At 57.9% G+C, this 18,232-nt stretch carries 14 protein-coding genes and 1 pseudogene; 2 read left to right on the forward strand and 13 right to left on the reverse strand.

Features of this window, described 5'->3' with window-relative positions:
• Positions 1–17: 17 nt before the first annotated feature.
• Positions 18–2,168: a TonB-dependent receptor gene (locus X738_RS72750; RefSeq protein WP_023802455.1), complete on the reverse strand. Its 2,151-nt coding sequence runs from the start codon at positions 2,166–2,168 to the stop codon at positions 18–20.
• Between the two features lie 700 nt (positions 2,169–2,868).
• Here X738_RS72750 and X738_RS72755 point away from each other — a divergent pair.
• Positions 2,869–3,231 (forward strand): DUF6176 family protein, encoded by a 363-nt coding sequence (locus X738_RS72755; RefSeq protein WP_023802456.1) that lies wholly within the window; start codon positions 2,869–2,871, stop codon positions 3,229–3,231.
• Positions 3,232–3,559: 328 nt separating this feature from the next.
• Here X738_RS72755 and X738_RS72760 read toward each other — a convergent pair.
• From X738_RS72760 to X738_RS86365, 4 genes and pseudogenes are all read right to left on the reverse strand, one after another.
• Positions 3,560–4,095: pseudogene (locus X738_RS72760) on the reverse strand (ISNCY family transposase); the annotation flags it as partial.
• A gap of 389 nt (positions 4,096–4,484) precedes the next feature.
• Positions 4,485–5,186, reverse strand: a complete 702-nt coding sequence (locus X738_RS72765) for a hypothetical protein (protein ID WP_156942695.1) — start codon at positions 5,184–5,186, stop codon at positions 4,485–4,487.
• On the reverse strand, positions 5,170–6,639 hold the full coding sequence (locus X738_RS72770) for a PIN domain-containing protein (protein ID WP_023802459.1): 1,470 nt from the start codon (positions 6,637–6,639) through the stop codon (positions 5,170–5,172). Before X738_RS72770 ends, X738_RS72765 begins: the two co-directional genes overlap by 17 nt.
• 109 nt (positions 6,640–6,748) lie before the next feature.
• Complete coding sequence (locus tag X738_RS86365) at positions 6,749–6,979, reverse strand: hypothetical protein (RefSeq protein ID WP_023802460.1); 231 nt, start codon at positions 6,977–6,979, stop codon at positions 6,749–6,751.
• Between X738_RS86365 and X738_RS72780 the strand changes: the two genes are divergently transcribed.
• On the forward strand, positions 6,978–8,033 hold the full coding sequence (locus X738_RS72780; protein ID WP_023802461.1) for an AAA family ATPase: 1,056 nt from the start codon (positions 6,978–6,980) through the stop codon (positions 8,031–8,033). The two genes, X738_RS86365 and X738_RS72780, sit on opposite strands and share 2 nt — an antisense overlap.
• An 813-nt stretch (positions 8,034–8,846) precedes the next feature.
• Here the strand turns inward: X738_RS72780 and X738_RS72785 are convergent.
• The 8 genes from X738_RS72785 to X738_RS72820 form a co-directional block, all read right to left on the reverse strand.
• Positions 8,847–9,110 (reverse strand): hypothetical protein, encoded by a 264-nt coding sequence (locus X738_RS72785; protein WP_031256326.1) that lies wholly within the window; start codon positions 9,108–9,110, stop codon positions 8,847–8,849.
• A 748-nt stretch (positions 9,111–9,858) separates the two neighbouring features.
• Positions 9,859–12,069 (reverse strand): type IV secretory system conjugative DNA transfer family protein, encoded by a 2,211-nt coding sequence (locus X738_RS72790; protein WP_245277798.1) that lies wholly within the window; start codon positions 12,067–12,069, stop codon positions 9,859–9,861.
• Positions 11,993–13,030 carry a P-type DNA transfer ATPase VirB11 gene (gene virB11, locus X738_RS72795; protein ID WP_023802466.1) on the reverse strand — a complete coding sequence of 346 codons (1,038 nt, stop codon included), beginning with the start codon at positions 13,028–13,030 and terminating at the stop codon, positions 11,993–11,995. Before virB11 ends, X738_RS72790 begins: the two co-directional genes overlap by 77 nt.
• Entirely contained in the window at positions 13,027–14,397 is a 1,371-nt protein-coding gene (gene virB10 / locus X738_RS72800; RefSeq protein WP_023802467.1) for a type IV secretion system protein VirB10, read from the reverse strand. Before virB10 ends, virB11 begins: the two co-directional genes overlap by 4 nt.
• Before the next feature lie 8 nt (positions 14,398–14,405).
• Positions 14,406–15,251, reverse strand: a complete 846-nt coding sequence (locus X738_RS72805) for a TrbG/VirB9 family P-type conjugative transfer protein (RefSeq protein WP_023802468.1) — start codon at positions 15,249–15,251, stop codon at positions 14,406–14,408.
• Positions 15,248–15,985 (reverse strand): virB8 family protein, encoded by a 738-nt coding sequence (locus tag X738_RS72810; RefSeq protein WP_023802469.1) that lies wholly within the window; start codon positions 15,983–15,985, stop codon positions 15,248–15,250. The genes X738_RS72805 and X738_RS72810 overlap by 4 nt, the downstream gene beginning before the upstream one ends.
• 117 nt (positions 15,986–16,102) lie before the next feature.
• Positions 16,103–17,188: a type IV secretion system protein gene (locus tag X738_RS72815; protein ID WP_023802470.1), complete on the reverse strand. Its 1,086-nt coding sequence runs from the start codon at positions 17,186–17,188 to the stop codon at positions 16,103–16,105.
• A 221-nt stretch (positions 17,189–17,409) separates the two neighbouring features.
• A complete protein-coding gene (locus X738_RS72820; protein ID WP_023802471.1) occupies positions 17,410–18,201 on the reverse strand; it encodes a hypothetical protein in 792 nt (263 codons plus the stop codon).
• Positions 18,202–18,232: the final 31 nt, after the last annotated feature.

Genomic DNA, 18,232 nt, shown 5'->3' on the forward strand with positions numbered 1-18,232 from the left:
TTCACGCGGCTCCCGGCTCAGAAATCGGTGGTCATTGAAAGCTTCACCGTCAGCGGCGCGCCCTGCGCCAGCGTGCCGTAGCTGGCGACGCCTGCCCAGTAGTCATTGTCAAAAACATTCTCGACGGCGGCCCGGAAGGTGACCGGACGATCCTGAATGTCCGTGTGATAGCGGGCACCCAGGTCGAGCCTTGTCCAGGAAGGAATCTTCTGCGTATTCGCCGTGTCGACATATTGCCTGCCCGTGTGAATGACGTTGGCCGCCAGTGTGAGCCCCTGCAGGAAGGGCGTATCCCATTCCGCGCCAAGATTGAACTGGACCGACGGCACGCCGATAGGCGTGTTGCCGAGGGTTGCCGCACTGTTTGTCTTCGTCAACTCGCCTTCGAGCAGCGTAACGCCGCCAAGCAGCCGCGCACCCGGCGTCACTTCCCCGAAGACGTTGAATTCCAGGCCGCGGTTGCGTTGCTCGCCGCCTTCTACGAACACGAGATCGCTCCCGCGGGTTTCAAGCTGCCCAAAAGGCTTTTCTATCTGGAACGCGCTGACCGTCACGGCCAGGCGGCCCAGATCGATCTTGGTTCCAATCTCGATCTGCCTGGACCTGTAAGGCGCCAACGTTTCGCCCGCATTCACGGCCGTCGTCGGCGCCGTATCGCCTATGCTCAGCCCTTCGACATAGTTGGCATAAAGCGACACGTTCTCCCACGGCTTGACGACTAGGCCGACCAGCGGTGTGAATGCGCCTTCGTCGGAGGACGATGTGACGGCGCCGGTGGTCGAGTTGAAATTTTCCGACGCGATATGCTGCCACCGCGCTCCGACGGTTAGCTGCACCCGCTCATCAAGCATCGACAAGGTGTCGGCGATGGCAAATCCGTATAACTCGCTCTCCGATACCTTCGGCACCGAAGCCGGTGCCGGTATGTCCTGCCAGGGCCGGGCGACAGGATTGTAGATATTGGTGAGTTGAGCCGTCCCCGAATTGAAGCCCCGGCCGAGACTCTGATTGAAATGACTTGCCTGGAGCGTGACGGAATGGGCGATTGCGGCAGTGTCAAAGCTGGCGCGCAGGCCCGTTTCCGCAGTGGTCCTGTCAATATCGAAGACGTAATTCTGCGGCGTTATGCTGACGTCCCCGGCCGAGTTCAAGATGACTGGCGTCCCGAAGAGTCGCTCGATGCGCGAGTTGCCCCCGCCGGCAGCGGCAAACACCGTCACCTGGTCGGTGAGATCATATTCGACGCGTCCCAGCAATGACAGATCTTCACTCTTGGACCACTCCCACGGCTGCTGGACGTTAAGCCGGCCATCGGGCGCCTCTGGTATTGCGAAACCGGAAAGCGGAAAGAACGGGCGTTGCGGCGCCTGGAAGTCTTCCCGCTGTCCGATGACGTCGAGCGTCGCCCTGAGCCTCTCGCCCTGATAATCGAGTGCCAGGGCCCCGACCGCCACGTCGCGCGTTTGGTCGTCGATCGGCGTGTCGCCGCCGTGATAGCTGCCGTTGAAGCGGACCCCGAACTGACGCTCAGCGCCGAAGCGTCGGCTCACATCGAGATGCCCGCCGCCCTGCAGGCTCGAGGCATAATCGGCCGTAAACCGTGTTAGATCGACCTCGGCCGCGCGCTTGGGAACGATATTGATGGTGCCGCCGACACTGCTGTTCGGCGCGATGCCGTAAAGCAGCGCCGCGGGTCCTTTGAGAACCTCGATACGCTCGGCATAGTCCGTGAACAGACGATAGGCCGGCGCGACTCCGAACACACCATCGAACGCGACCTCGCCAAAATTGCCTTCGTTGATCGGAAAGCCGCGAATGTAGAAGGAATCCACTATCCCGCCGGTGGAATGGGTGCTCCGCACGGAAGGATCATTGATCATCACGTCGGCCACCGTGCGTGCACCCTGATCCTCGATGGTTTGCGCCGTGTAGCTGCCTATGTTGAACGGCGTATCCATGATGTCGCGATTGCCGAGCAGGCCCAGGCGCCCGCCTCGCGCGACTTGTCCGCCCGGATACGCTTCCGGCAGATTGCCGATCGTTGCGGTCAGGGGCACACCACCCAGCCCCTCCACCACAATGGGCTCAAGCACCGTCGTCTCCTGCGCAGCGGCGTCCTGACCCACAACCACGGCCAGCGCAGCGAACAGCCCAACAGATTTCCTCATGCAAGTCCCCTCATGCCATGGACCAAGAACGTTTTGCCTTGCCTGGCGGGGAGCTGGGTGAGGGTGGTCAGGTGGTCTTGCTAAATAACATGATTATTGCTGTCAACAATGAAACGGACATTCCACGTCGCTGAGCTCAGATGCTATGGGGGGTGAGCGACGAGGGCGCGACAACCTTTGGCGCTGTTGAAAACGACCATAAGGAGTTCCCCTATGTCGCAAGACGTGAACCTACCCGCTGGTGTGTTCCGGCCACTCGGCACCCCCAATCCTGAAGATGGCTTACGTCGAGATGAAGTAGGCGGTCCCCATCCGCGGATCCCCATACCGGCCAGCGGCAACTGAAAGGCCGTATTCAAAGGCCTGACAGAAGGCCGCACTCGATCACACGTTCATAGGTCGGAAGCTCCTTGCATAACGGGCGGCAACCACAGAAGAAATGTCGCATCGGTGCTGCCGTCATCGACGTGAGCACCCGATCGGGCGTCAGCTGGTCGGGGTTGCGCAGCCGCGGGTGCGGTCCAGCGGACACCCTGGGCTTTAACTTTCTCAGCCCGTCAGCGACATGGTGGAGAACCGGAATAACCGACCCATTGCGGCCGTTGGAATCCGTCGCGAAACCGGCCTTCTGCGACGTTGCAAAAACCAGACGCAAATCCAAAATCGAAACTTTAATCGAGATTTTTACGACAGACTGCCGATGAACTATGAAGCGAAGAAAATCCGTCTGACCTGCGGCGAGAACATCGTTCGAAAGTGGGCAGCGTTCATGCTTGCTCACCTCGATGAAGTGTCATCGGCACTCCGGCAGGAAGGCGTGCGGCATGAGATGTGGTTTATGGGAGTCGATGGCACATCGCTGTTTATTATTGGCGTCATGGATGTAGACGACAAAGCCGCTTCGGTTGCCGTTTCTGAGAAGTCGCACCTTTCCGTGGATAACGTTCATAGGCAATTCAAGGCTCATTGGGATCGATCAACCATCGAAGATTTGAAGGTCGATCCGCTTCATGCCCCAACCTTTGGTGACTGCGAATTGCTCTTTGAAGCGCGCGCGAGTTGAACGGGTCGACTTGACTTATGTCGCAAAAATCCTGATTTTCCGAGCTGCCGCACCGCCTCAGTTCAATCAAGGGCTTGGCTGTCGCAAATTCACGCGCGCTAAAGTCGGCGCTGTGCGACCGATTTTTGCAACGGCCCCGAAGGCTGGTATTCAACTCGTTGCCAGATTCTGATCTTCACGGCTCGAACTCTGCTGTGGTCATCGAGGTCGTGGCAGTCAGGATGTTGCCGCATGATCTGCCGCCTGTGATGGATATGGAGGGCGGCGGATCTCGGTCAACAGTGCAAGGACATCGCCGATCCTTCCTTTGTCAAAATCCGCCCCCTTACTTCGCGCCGCGCTTCACATAGCCGTTGTCCTGGCTACGCGTCAGCTCACGTCCGGCCTGCATCTCGGCCACCATCGCAAGCGCTTCGTCCAGGCGCTTGTTCTCGACAATTTCCGGTCTTGCCTTCTTGCCGGCTAGGCTCTTCGCAAACGGGCTCGGATCGAGGATGAACAGCACCTTGTCGTATCGAAGCGTCAAGGCCTGCGACAGTGTGCGGAACTCTTTGCGGCACATGGCGCCGTCCAGGTTCTCATGATTGGCGAGGGGACGGTGCATGTCCTTCGGATTGCGCGGCTCATTGCCGAAACGGGCATTAAAGTCGGCGGCGAACTCGGCGGCATAGGCATTCGCCGCCTCGATCGTGCTGATGCTACGCAGGCGCAACTCCTTCACAAGCCGGTCCTGCAGCGTCTAGTCGGCCCGCTCGACGCGGCCCTCGGCCTGCGGGGTGTTGGGGCGCAGATGATGTCGATGTTCAGCTCGTAGAGCGCACGGCCGAACTGCGTCAGGCCGGTCGTTCGATCCTTCGTAACCGCCCGGTTGTCACCGCCTGCCGGCTATCATCGTGGTGGCCTAAGACACGTGTTTAACGACGTCGTTTGCGACCTGTCTTAGGCGAGGTTTGCGATTGCATTCTGACTCATAAGTCTGCAATCCCCGACCATTGTTTTCAGCTACTTGGCGGGTCACCGCGACTCATAAGTTGAGCCCAATTTCGACCCGTAAGCGTGCAAAAAGAGGAAATTCGACTCGTAAGTCCGACGCGGTTCAGTCCGACCTTCCGATGCCACCTCTGTGGCTATGCCCGATCACTATGGCGGCGGGCAATCCAGCCACGAGGACATCTCACGCGTCCTGCGACCGCCGGTCTCAAGAACGAGTTCCACGTCTTCCACATAAGCGCCTGGAAGTGCTTTCCTGAACATCAGGCAGGCATCCACCCTGAAGCTTCGCTCGCCCGGCCTGTGAATTTCCCAAGCCCACGCTCGAAGCAGTTCTCTGACAAGGTTCGGGTACCCATCTTGGGCGCGCACCCAATCGATCGGAAAGAACGGGTGCATCCATCGAGGGCCTCGTCGCCGGGGATCACGAGCCTGACGAGCCGGGATTCGCCGCGAGACCTGAGGACGTTCACAAGTTCCGGATGGCCGCCGAACTGCAGCAGGCGCCGATCGAACTCCGAGCCTTCGAAGAGGTAGTCTCCTCTGAGCATCTCGGCGCGCGAGATGGCGGCGTGGACCTGGTTCTCGCGATGCCGGAGTTGGCCCTTGTGCATGGCTGCTGTCACGACCGCCTCCGTGAGGGTATCCCGAAGGTCCGGGAACGTTGATCGCAGCCACCCGATGCGATCGCCAATGGACAAGGGACGCAGCCCGTCTCGCTTCAACAGCCGGGCCTCTTCGTCGGTCAGCCTCGTCCCGTGGTATATCGAGTTCGCCCTGATCCAGTCGAGAACGTCGTCGACGACCTGGCTCAGGGATGCGTCGTCGATCAAGGCGTCGAGCGCGTCCTCGTAATACGTTACGCTGGCGGATGGTAGGGATCGCCGGGCGCTCTCGGGAACCGAACAGCGCAGCGCCTCGCCGAGCGGCGCCATCCAGTTGTTGCTGTCAAAGTTGATGATCAAGATCGGCCGTCCGGCTATCACTGAGCGAAGCTTCATCCGCATTCTCGCTGGTTTCGAGCGCGGCCAACGCCCGCCCAACCAAGCTTCGCAGCTCCTCTGCCATCAATCCGTGCGGGTCTTTCAGGAGCGCGACAACGTCTTCCTTGCCGAATTTCGACAAGACGACGGCGGATTTAACTCTGCGCACGATGGTCTGCGACAGATGGCGAGATCGCACCGACACCTCAACGACCGCCATCTGTTCGTCCTGAGGGACAAACGGGACCACGAATTCTTCCTCGGTGCCGTGCTGAAACTGTTTACACAAAAAGCGCTTCGACCGTTCCGCGGACTCGTCGGATACCTCGATGAACCGATGGTCATGCGCGTGCCGAGCCGCCAGCTGTTCCGCGAGATTCGGTATAGCGATATCGAGAGGTTTAGGCGGCGAGGGCAGATCAATGCCAAAGTCGGTCAGAGCATGAAACGTCTCTGGATCGATGAATTGTGCACGCGAACGGATGTCCAGCTCGACAACTACAGCCTCGTCGGGCTTCGTACCAACGTTTTCAACGCGTAATGCGACCGTGCTAACCATAGAAAGCGTCTCCAGGAGGCGCATTAGATCGTCAACGCGCAGAGCTTCGATTTCCCGATCGAACGTCTCCAGCTCTTCAGCGTATCGATCAATTTGCCTACCAGTCACACGCCCAAAGCCGCCGATTTCGAAGTCCAGACCAAACGGCTGTCGGACGACCTGGTGCCGCTGCGCGACCTCACGAGGTGTCGGGAGGTCGTGGCACGCCAGCAAGTTCCGTTTGAGGGCTTCAAAAAAGCCAACAGCGTCAAAAGTTTCGTCGAAACCATCGAATATCCTCTGCTCCGAGATCTCATCAATCCGGGAGATGACCGTGGAAGGATGAGCGCCAAGCCTGGCCTGCAGCTCTCTATTTTCGGCTCTCAGCCGCGCTAGTTCCGGAGTGTCTGGTTCCGCCCGGTCTTGCTCCCATGCATCGGGACGAATGCCCTGCATGCCATGTTGGCGGGCAACTCTCAGTGGCCTCGCGTCGTTCGCCACAAGCGACATACTGACCCGGCGAGCCGTTGCCGCGTGCATCAGCTGCGCAACGATCCTCGAGTCATCTTCTGTCAGGTCGAAGGCTTCGCCGTCGAGTTCTGAATCCCTCGGACGATCAAGGAACACGAATTCGACCTCCGTCGCCCCGGATCGGGAACGATGGACATAACCGTCGTCGGCTTCAGCGGATCGCAGGACTTGCTGATATTGCCTTGTCCGTTTGCGCATGTAGCCTGAGGAAGTGTCTTTGTGGTTGTCCAGTTCCTTCTGGACCTGTGCGCACACATAAACGGTTACGGCCGAGACGCCGGGGAAAAGCTTCTCCCACTTCAGGTCCTCGACGTTCCCGAAATGGAGAAAGATGTTCGTATCCGTGCCGACATGTACGTGCCCCATTAAACCGCCCATTCCCGTCATAGCAACGGTGGATGGTATACACGAAACGAGCTAACACCAAGACGGGTAGGCGTATCCGACAGCTGCGGTAAGAGCGTCCGCTTCTCTGCTAGATCTGCCAACGCAGCAGGGTCAAAGTCGCCGCTGCGTCGGCATCGATGCGAATCCTCGAAAGGCCCAGCGCCTTGGGAGACGTCCCGGCCACTCGAAGGCGCCCGTCGAGGATCGCGCTGATGAGTCCCGCGACGGGAACATCGAGCTCGCGAGCGGCAATCGGCAGCGATAACGACCGCGTGCTCGCCGCCTCGCCACCGTCGAAACGTTTCAGAAGCCTCCGCATGAGCCGGTCGGCTTCGTCTGGCGAGAAGAAGCTGTATGCCGCCCCCGTCGCCTGGGGCAGCGAGCTGGCGACCGATCTCGCGGATTGGAAAGCCGGGAAGATCGACTGGGCTGACGTCGACCGCGGCGTCCTGTTGAGCGGGCCGCGGGGCACGGGCAAGACCACGTTCGCGGGGGCGTTGGCGAGGACTTGCAAGGCTCATCTCGTCCTCGGATCGCTCGGACGCTGGCAGGCGAGGGGGCATCTCGGGGATATGCTGAAGGCCATGCGTGCAGCCTTCGACGAAGCCAACAATAATGCTCCCTCGATCCTCTTTCTCGATGAGATCGACGCGGTGGGCGATCGCGAGAAATTCAGCGGTCACAACGCACAGTATTCCACCGAAGTAGTGGCAGCACTGCTCGAATGCATCAACGGGGCGGAGGGGCGCGAAGGTGTTGTGGTCGTTGGAGCCTGCAATCATCCAAGCCGGCTCGACGCGGCTATCGTCCGGGCTGGCCGCCTCGACAGGCATGTCAGGATTTCCTTGCCCGATCTGAAGGGCCGCGAGGGGATTCTTCGCTGGCATCTGCAAGGTTTGCTTGTCGGCGCCGATCTCTCCAGCGTGGTGAGAAGGACAGAGGGCTGGAGCGGCGCGGCGCTCGAGCAGCTAGTGCGTCAGGGCAGGCGACGGGCAAGGCGGGAGCGCCGGAGCCTGCTGCTCGAAATCGCGGCCGAGCTGCCTGCTCTGGTTTCTCTGCCGGAGAAAATGCGGCGCAGGTTCGCCGTCCACGAAGCCCGGGCATGCGGTGGTCTGTCTTGCCATCGGCGTGGCCGAGATCGTCCGCGTGTCGATCATCGAGACGTTCGACGTCTCAGGCGGACGGGTGCAGGACGGCGGCGGAGTTGTTTCAGCGAACCGGGCCTGCGCGAACGGACGCCGTCGCAGTTCCTTGACCGTATCGCCATGGTTCTGGGCGGGCTTGCCGCCGAGGAGGTTCTGCTCGGAGCGAAATCCGCAGGGGGAGGCGGCACGCGCGGTTCGGACTGCACAACGCAACGCTGTCCGCGCTGACGTTCGAGGCTTCGTACGGGCTTGGTGAGAGCTTGGCTTACATTGCCGCCGACAACGAGGAGGACCTGTTCACGGCCATGCGGTTCGACCGTGGGCTTCAGGAGCGTGTCGACAAGGTGCTGATGGAGCAGTTCGAGAGAGCGAAGCGCATCATCGGAGAGCATCGGAGGGAGGTCGAGGGCATCGCCGAAGCCTTGCTTGCCAAAAGGGGAACTGTCGGCGGCGGTGGTCGAGGAGATCATCGCGCAGCAGCCTCGGCTCAAGCTGGTCGACGAGCCAGACAAGAGGGCGGGTTAGTCATGGCTCGCCCTGCATCTCAGAGCGCGCAGCGGTATCCGCTCACCGCGATGCTCGGGGCCGAAGCCAACGTCCGCGTATCCGATGGTCATCGCCGGGGCGAAGCTCTGCCTCGGCGTCACGGTCACGCCGGAACAGGCGGAGTTCATCGTCGCGCAGCTGCCGGCAACTCTTCGCCTAGGGGCAAAAAACCTGACTGTCTCGAGGGCCGAATCCTTTCGGCGTCCTTCAGGAATCCTGTACACCCGTAACTCTGCCGCGCGGCGACTGTTCGCCGGAGTTCCCACCACGAGCCGAAGCGGCTTAGTCCGCTTCGGCTTTTTTCGTGCCGTTTCAAGCCACGCCAGTTTTATCGCCGCAGTTTGTGCATCGACGGCTTCCGGAGAGGTGTGCGGACTTTCGAGTCGAAATACAAGACTTATGAGTCAAGATACAGCCGGACATTTTAGAACTTAGCTGCTACATGCTAAAGTTGCATAAGATAGATTATGGAACTTAAGCTATTGATATCGCTAACTAATTCGGTTTCGGACTCTCTATCCAGTGAGTTGCCGTTGACCCAACATCCAGATACCGACCAAGCGAACGCAAATAGGCAACGATCTCCAGCTTCAGAAAATCGCGATCGCCGTAAGCTTCATCTATGCGCTGCAGCTCGATCTCCGCGTCGACCATCTCCTCGACGTCTCCGAGCACGTAGGCGTCATGTCCTACGGCACAAATGTCGCATCCGGCCTGGATGATTTCATCTACGAAGGCCGGGATCTCGCTCGCCTGCATTAGTCTCATCCTCGTCTCCTTTGGGCGCGGCCCGATCTAGGTTTCCTCGGCCAATGGATCACGCGCCTTCTCAGCGTATTCCTCGAGATAAACACGCGATGTTTTGTCGGACATTCTTTCCGACAGCTTTTGGACCATCAGATCAACGTCAGCGTTCAAGTCCGTGGCTTCGACTTCACTGGCCGCGTTGACGCTGTCGAAAATCACCTGATTAAAGGCGGCGACGTCGGAATCGAAAGCGTCGCGGATCTCCTGGCGCCGAAGGACCGGCGAACGAATGACCTGCATGTCAGGCTCACCCTCGCGCGCTATAAGCCGTTCCCGCTCTGGATCCTTTTTCTTAAGGATGCCGGCATACTTGTTCCGATCGAGCTTCTCCAGGTCGACCTCTAGATCGTCCTCGTCGGCCTTGCCCTTCTCACCAATTTTCTGGGTTGCGCGCTGTGCGGTGGCTTTATACACTTCGCGTCGATCATCGGAATTCATCTCACTAATTGATCTTTTCCGGCTTGGTTTTGCATCGGATTCCGATTCATCGTCGAGTTTAGGGCGCTCGTCGTTATGACTAAGGGATGCCCTGTTGACTTTAGCGAACTGCTGAGGCCGCTGTTCCTTCTGCCGCTCTCGCCGCAAATCCTCTTCCGTCACGCCGGCCGAACGCTTCTCATCCACATCAAGGCGATGGCGCAGCTCATCGAGGGACGAGATATACACCTGGCGCACGCCATCCTTAAACGAGAAACGAACCTCATGAGCGTTCTGCGGCCGCTCCACGGAAGCGAAATCCNGCATTGCCTGTCGCCTCCTTCGCGGTAGGCCGAGAGCCGTTGAATTTGTCGGTATCCGCAACGGTCCATTCGACCGGTTCCATGCGCGGCTTGGGTAGAGGCTTGAATTTACGAACCTTCGAGAACATGCGCTCGCCGCCCGAATCCAGCTTCATAATCCGCATGAGCGGCATGCCGGTCACCTGCAGGATGGCTTCTTCAGGCTTCATCATCATCAGCGTGTTGACCGGGAGAAGGTCAACGGATACCGGCACCTTAGAAACCGAGCGATCGCGCCGGCCATGACGATGCGTGTATGACGACTGCTCAATCCATCCCGTCGTCTTGCCGGCTGCCGTGGAGACCGCCGTTGCGTCCTCCTGGTTCTGGAAGTTCATATAGAGCTTGATGGTTGAAGCCCCCATGAGGATCTTCTGGCCAGCTTTCTGGTACAGCCGCTCGAGCTGCGCGCCGTCCTGAAGAATAAAGACGAAGCGCGCGCCGTTTTTGCGGATCAATGGCGCAAGGGTCAGAGCCGTATCGATGCGGCCGCCATTGCCGAACTCGTCGAGCATCATCAGAACTTCATGCTCACCGTTCCGCAACTTCCCCATCTGCACCAGCTCGTCCGCCATCTGCTGGATGAAGATCGAGATCAGCCGCTCATAGATCTGGATCGCATTCCAGTCCGCCTGCACGTAGATCACCATCTTGCGCTTCCGGATGGCATCAACCGGGATCGTCGTAATAGAGGTCAAGGCCTCGACGAGAGGGTTCTGCAGGAAATTGAGTTTAGCGACGATCTCGGCCGCGATGCCCTCCCCGAGCTTTTCATGCCGGCCCGCGAATTTGGTCAGCTGCATACGGGTCTGGTCGGAGAGAACGTCTTCGTAGTTCTCGAGCAGCTGCACGATCGCCTTGCGCTCGTCCGACATCGAGTTGAGGATGCGATAGAGCTCACTCAATGATTTTCGCGTATCCGGGCATTCGAGGACGAAACCCAACATGGCTGTCATCAGGATACGGGCGCTTTCCTCCCAAAAATCCGATGAATCGGAGCGAAGACGCTCCGGAAGCAACATTTGCGTCAGCTTCTGAAGGTCGGTGATCCGCTGATTTGGGTCCTTGCTGATCAGATCGAGCGGATTGTAGCCGTCAGTGAGCTTTGAGCCTGGCGCCAGCAAATAGACATCGTACCCCTTGTCTTTCATGTAGCCGGAGGTTTCCTCGAACAGTTCGCCACTCATATCGAGAACGAACTGGGAGCCCTGAAAGCTCATCATCGTCGGGATCACGAAACTGCGCGACTTACCCTGCCCTGGCGAGCCGATGACCATGACATGCTGATCCCCGTCATTGCGCAACAACAGCCCCTGCTTCAGCCCAAGCACGATCCCGCGCTTGTCGCGCAGCCGGAAATCCGCCGCATCCTTCAACGTCGCGAGACGGGCCTTGCCCATGATCATGCGTTGACGCTTCTGCACCGCCGCTCCGATTGGAAAGCCTACAAGAGCGCCGGCCGCTGCAAGCCCCGCTAGTGCAGCCAATACCGTTTGACGCGATGGCCGCTGATAGGCGCCGGCGGCATCAATCGCGCCAAAGGGCGCCTGGTACATGGCCGCGAGATGATTGCCAAAATATTCGGCCGCGGCAGCGTTATTGCCAAACTTCGTCGCGACCAGATAAAAACCGATGCCATAGGCGATCACGCCGACATAGGCGGCCGCGAAAACTAGCGCCGTGTTGGCGATCAGGCTGAACATCGATCGCACATGCACGAGATAAAGAATCTTGCGCGAAAGCGCCCTTCCACCCTTCAGCATCCACAGGCAAAGCCACGCGAAGAGAAAGGGCGCTGCCAGCACAAACGCAAGAACCGACAAGCCAAAGGTGTTACGGATGCCGATGATCGACCAGGTGTATCGGACGCCGTCCAGAAATGGCGCTTTAGAGAGGTAGTCGTAGAAGGAGGCCGTGCCGAACGACGTCACATAGAGATCATAGATGAGCGTGAAAAAGGCAAGCCACAACAAGATCGCCGCGACGATCGCCACCGGGAAAGTGAAGAAGGAAACTTTCTGAAGGCCCGTCCACTTCGGGCGGACAATCTCCACGTCAGTGTACACGCTTGCCATCTTCGTCAACCTCATCGGCAAAATAAACTTCGCTGACGCCGCGGCCGCCGGCAGCATCGCTCTTCTTCAACTGCACTACGATCGGAATGATGGACCGGATGTAACGAATGATATCATCACGCTCCATGCGAACATTGCTGTTCAAAACCAGCGTCGACAACCGATTAAAAGCATGATGGGGCGAATTGGCGTGAATGGTCGACATCGACCCCGGATGACCAGTATTGATCGCATTCAGGAAGTCGAATGCCTCTTCGCCACGCAACTCGCCCATAAAAATCCGATCCGGCCGCAAACGCAGCGCGGTCGCCAGCAGATCCGTCATTGTCACGCGCGCTTCGCCCTGCCCCCCTTTCGAGACAAGCAGTGAGACGACATTCTCCTGGCGTGGTTCGAGCTCGGGCGTGTCCTGCATCAACACGAAGCGTTCGCTATTCGGAATCGCGGTCAGCATGGTGTTGAGAAACGTCGTTTTACCCGTTGAGGTGCCGCCGGAGATCAGCATGCTGCGATGGTTGATGGCCGCCATTTCAAGAAAGGCCCTCACCTTTCCGGCGCGCAAAAGCTTGGACAATTCGACATCGACATCATCGATGTAGTCGTCGCCTGTCACCTTGGTGAATCGGAAGGCGCCCGCCTTCTCATAGTCGTCAAGGTCGAAGTGACGGATGAACTGCTTTCTTATAGAGAAGGCATGTCCGGTCGCAGAAGTTGGGTTCAAGACAAACTGCACACGCTCTCCATCGACGAGCGTTGCCGACAACAGGGGTTTTTCAGCGTTGATGTTCTGCTTGGTGAAGGATGCGGCACGAGACGCCATATGGCGGATGGCCTCCTGTTCGAGGCCTTCAACACTGACCTTTTCCATCGCCAGCTTGCCAATACGCTCAAGCCACACTTCGTTGCGACGCTGGCACGAAATCTCGACGATGCTCGGATCATCGAGAAAAGTCTTAATTGGCTCCAGCGCCTCCGAGAGAAAGTGCTGCTCAGCCGAAATGGACGGACGCGCATTCATTTGTAGACGGGCTCATCTGGTGCGTGGATAGCGCTCTGCCGCGGTTTCTTTTTGTGCAGAAGCCGCTCGTACTCTTCCCGCACCGGGTCGGGATAGAGGTCCGCAAAGTCCAAATCACGGGTGACGAAAACAGTGATATCAGATCCTTGGGCAATATGGATCGTCGGGCGGATGTTGCGGGTGTCTTCGAACGCTTCAGAGGCCATCTGCTGAATCCCTGACGCGATCGTTTCAGCCGCGATTTCTCGCGCCCGGTCTTGGGAACTGTCGCCGTTATCCTGCGGGATGCGCGTGACTGAACCGTCCGAGTTGACGATCGTAATGTACTGCGTTTCCTGCCGGCCAAGTGAGGCAACGTATTGCGCCGCGCCGCCGATCATCGTCATCAATGCTGGCGGGCCGAAGCGTTCCCAATATTTTTTGTTCACTTTGCCCGTCATGCCCGAGCGGCCGAGCCGATCAGTACCATACGAGCCCAACTGCACAGACACGCCGTCGCCACGGATCATGCGGGTCCACACAATGAAAACCCGCTCCTGCCCGCGTTCAACGCCAGACTTGTAGTCGCCGATCAGTGACGAGCCTGCCGGGATCAGAATGCGGCGACCATCGAACGAATAGACGTCCTCACGCACGATGCCCTTCACCATGCCGGCCAGGTCCGAATTGATGGCCGTCTCAAGCGTGCCACGAATCATCGCTCCCTGCGGGATCCACGCATCGGTGCGGCGATTTTCCGTCGCCGTCGAGACTTCAACACCCTGCCCGCCCATGGCCTTCAGGAAAGCTCGATCATTGTCGACAGCGCCACCGCCACCGCCTGCAGCTTGTCCTTCAGCAGCAGACGGCTCGCCACCGCCAAAGCCACCCTGCCCGTTTGCTGTCGCCTGAGTTGCTCCGTTGGTTTGATCGGACTGATCGAAAACCATGGATGACGAACGCACACGCTCAAGCAACTTCGCTTGACGAGCAAGTTCGACGCATTTCGGATGTTCAGGATTGTTGCCGTTGGAGCAATCGACGTCTGCCGGCGTCGCTACCGGCATAGCTGCCGGAACCACGGCGGCCGGTGGAGGCGGCGGTGGCGGAGGTGGGGCCTCTGGAACCTGCACCGTCGGCAACGGTGGAGGCGCTGGCGTGGTAAACCCGTCATTCCTCGGGGCCTGGATCGGCTGAAACTCCTCTCGCGGCGTTGTATCGACGATCGGCGCTTCCTCGCCACCGGACAAAAGGAAATAAAGCACGACACCTACGCCCGCGATCGCGGCAACTACCGCAACCGGCCGCATGATGCCAATGCCAGCTTTTCTGACTGGACCGCCGATCGCTGAATCGCCTTCGATCGAATGATAGTGAGAATCGGACATCTTGCCCCCTACCTTGATCGAGTTTCCGGTTGGAGAGGGCCGCTGCGCGATCCGCCTTTGCCAATCCTCTTAGGACCCACTACGCCTTCGATAGGCGCTGGCGCGTCGGCCGGTGCGGTCCGCAAATTGAAGAGGCAAGTTTCTTCCTCCGTGCCGTAGCGCAGCGTCCATTGCCGCGAAACTGTATCAATGACGATGTAGTCCGCTTCCCTCCGGTAATTTACGAGGCTTTCGCGTCGCTTCCGGTCAACGACAAAAATCGCTGGAACGTCACCAGTGAACTTCATGAAGGTTTTCAGCCCATCATCGAACACCCACAAAGGCTTGGCTGCATCATTGCCTTTGAAACCGTAGTCGTAGTTGACCTTATCCCGGCGGATGTTCTTGATATTAGGGTTTTTTTGGGCGTCCTGTGCCTGCTTCCATAGCTCCGCCGTGCCTTTCAGTCCTGCGTCCTCGGGGTAGGTGAAGCGCAGCTTGTAAGTCTGATTGTGCATCGAGCGGGTGTCGTTAACGCGAAGATCAAAGGAGTAGGTCCGCTTGGATGTGACCACCGACAAATTCGTCGGCGCATCTTTTTCCATCGGCTTCAACGTCAGCGACCGCCGGTCTGCTGATGTCAGTATCTGCCATGACACTGTGTCGCCGGCGACGACCTGGGTGATTTCCTCATCAGCACCGAACAGGATGGTCGTCACTATCCCGTAGGTTCCCATCACCAAAAAAACCTGCTCTGACGAATAGGGCAATGTCCGCACACGCGGATCGAGGCGGCCGGGGCGAGCAACCAGTTCTGCATGAGCCATTGATGTCGTCAAAAGCAGGCTCAAGAGGATAGTGGTCGTTCTCTTCATTGACCCACCAACCCGGAAGGCATGTTTTCAGGTACCTTCACGTACTCGGTCACGACAAAACCGAGCGGGTTGTAAAGCCGCACCCTGTTGCTTGCCTGCAAATTGATCTGCTTGTAGCGAACCGTGGCAGACCACCTGTTCACCACCTCGCCATCACGCTGGCGCTCTCTCGTCTCGAAGCGCACATTCATGGTGTTGGCGTTTAGAGGATTGACTGAAAGGATCTCCGGGCGAATTTCACCGGTTGATCCCAAAGTCTTCACCGGCCCCCGCGGGTTGGATGGATTCATCGACTCCTCATAGTCCTCAAAAGCCTTCGAGCCCGGCTCGGACCAGAGAGCAATCATGTCGAAGTTGTCCGAAAGATAACGTGGGTCGTAGGTCTCACGCCGGATGACATAATTGCCAACAAAGGCGGCTCGGACAGCCTGCATTTCAGCGACGTTTGTCCGGTCCTTCTCGAGCGTCGTCACGGTTTCCATATAGCCGGTGTTCTTATCGACGATGAGGGGCACGACCTCGGTGCGCACCAATGGAAATAGCTGTGCAACCGAGAAGGACAAAATTCCCGCTACTGCCCATCCAGCCACGGAGAAGAACAGCAAAATGAGGCCGATCAGCGTCCTCAGTGATTTGTTCTTCTCGCCCCATGAAAGATGCTGACTATAAGTCTCTTGCGGACCTGGCACCTGGTCGCTTGGCCCCTCGTTCTGCCGCCTCCTAAAGAACGCCACCTTCCAACCTCATATGTCCCAATCGACGCAAACTTTGAGCGTGTGAATTAATCACAATGCACCCTAAAATTACACTCCAGTGCAAGAAAAGGTGATGCCCAACGGCAACAACGCGAATTAGCCGCCGCTGCGCCGTCTGTTTGTCAACATCCGCCCTAACGCACCCGCACCTACGCCCATGCCTCGGCCCATAGCCCCTCCGGCAGCCATTGTTGCCAAGAGGGCACCCTTTGGCCCGCCGGCCATGGCGAGCGCCGCCCCTGCGGCTTGTGCCCCTCTGCTGTTACCCTTGGAAAGTCTGCTCTGAGCACCACGATAGAGTTCTGGCACATACCCGCCGCCTGAAACGCCGCTCATAGCCGCACCAAACGCAAAGGACTTCGCGAAATCCGGCACCTGCAGAATGAAATAGGAAATGATCGCAAGATACAGAACTATGGCGATCGCGATCGCAAGTGCATTCTCCTTAGTTGCCATGCTATCGTTCACCGTCTCCATCATTCCAGCAAGAAAGCCGAAAGCCAGGCCCGCCATGATGTAAGTGAAGAGGAGCATGAACATGCCATAGGCAATTCCTCTCACCCAGGCACCAAAGACGAAATTCGTGATCTGAAAAAAGTAGCAAAGGATCGCAATAGGACCGACAGCTAACATGATAGCCGTAATCATCTTGGCGAAAAGCGTCACTCCCGTCAGGATCAGCAGCATTGGCAACAGACCAAAGCAGAACACGATAAATACAATAACAGCGCCCGTCACATTCGGCATGATGCCAGACTCGAACGAATTAAATAGCTTCATCGTGAAATTGTAGATCTTCAAACACATACTGGCGACTTGCTGCGCCAAATTCGCACCAGCTACGTCTCCTCCCATCTTAGACGATATTGCAGACCCCAACTGCTGAGGAGTTTCCAAGACAAACTGCGCGATGTTGTCGTAAAATATCGCCCACGACATGATTAACGCATATGCTAATGCAACCTTGAATCCAGTTATGGCCATGTCCTGCAAGGTCACGCTGGAAAGCCCGAGCGCTCCCCACAGAAAATACAGGATCAAGAAGAGCGCCAAGATGGCAGAGATCAAATTGCCGTTCTCGGCGAACAATCCCCAGGCTCTCTCCAGGGAGGCAACATTGATCTTGTCGAAATAGCTTAGCGCGTCGCCATAAAAATTGACTGCATAGCTGACCGCGTCCATCGGCCCCCCTTAGAATGGATTCATCGGCCTCATGGGACCGCAATCATCTTCATTTGTCACAGCCAAAAACACGTCACCAGCCTCAGTGCTCTCTTTAGCTTCCGAGACATAGGTCGTACTCGGCACGGGGTTTTCATCGGCCGAACACTTTGCCAACTGCTCATATTTGCCCGCGCAACCGCTTGTGGCCGCGTAGGCCAGTATCAAAAAACCCACAACCCTCACTGATTCTGATCCTCGAAAGCCTTCAATTGATCACGTACCGACGATCCTTGCGGCTGTTGACTGCCACCTCGGATGACACTGTCCGGAAGCGGGGCAAATACCTTCATATTCTGTGACGACGTTGCCAACCCTGCCTTGTACTGCTGATTGAGCAGCATGACTTGGTTGTTGAGCGATCCGACTGCCTCGTTGGCGGTCTGATTGCCCTGCAGCACCATTTGCGTGTTCTGCTCAAGCGCGCCCTTGAGGTCTTTCGCAGTGCCGATCTCCTGTGTTGCCTGCTGGAACGAATTCTGACGATCCTTTGATGCAGCATTCATCGCGTCTGTCAGCGCCGTCATCGTCGTTAGAGCGTTGATACTTTGCGAGTAAGCTTGATTGGCGCCTGACAGGCTCCCGCCATTCACGGTGTCGGTGACCATCTTCACCAAATTGAGCCCATTGATGAGCTTCGCCGCAGCATTCTGGAACTGGCCACCAATTCCCCCGAAAACTGCCGAATTACCCGACAGGATGCTGTCGAATCCAGGCGCCTGTCCCATGCTAAAACCGTTGCCGGTGGCAAGTGATGCGAACTGGCTGGCGTCCTGGGTACGGTCGCCGGTAATGGCCTGCAGGGTCTTTGTTGTGTTGTCCTTGACGACTGACGTATCCTGCTGGATCTGCGCCGATAGCCTCCGAATTTCTTGGTTGATTTTGATATTTGCGGCGTCCGTAACAGGGACCTGCGCATATGCCGACGACATCGTCAGAACGCTCAATGCGCCTGCTATGATGAATTTCTTCATTTTGCCTATCCTCTTTGCCAACTTGCTACTG

Source organism: Mesorhizobium sp. L48C026A00, assembly GCF_000502375.1.
GTDB lineage: Bacteria > Pseudomonadota > Alphaproteobacteria > Rhizobiales > Rhizobiaceae > Mesorhizobium > Mesorhizobium muleiense.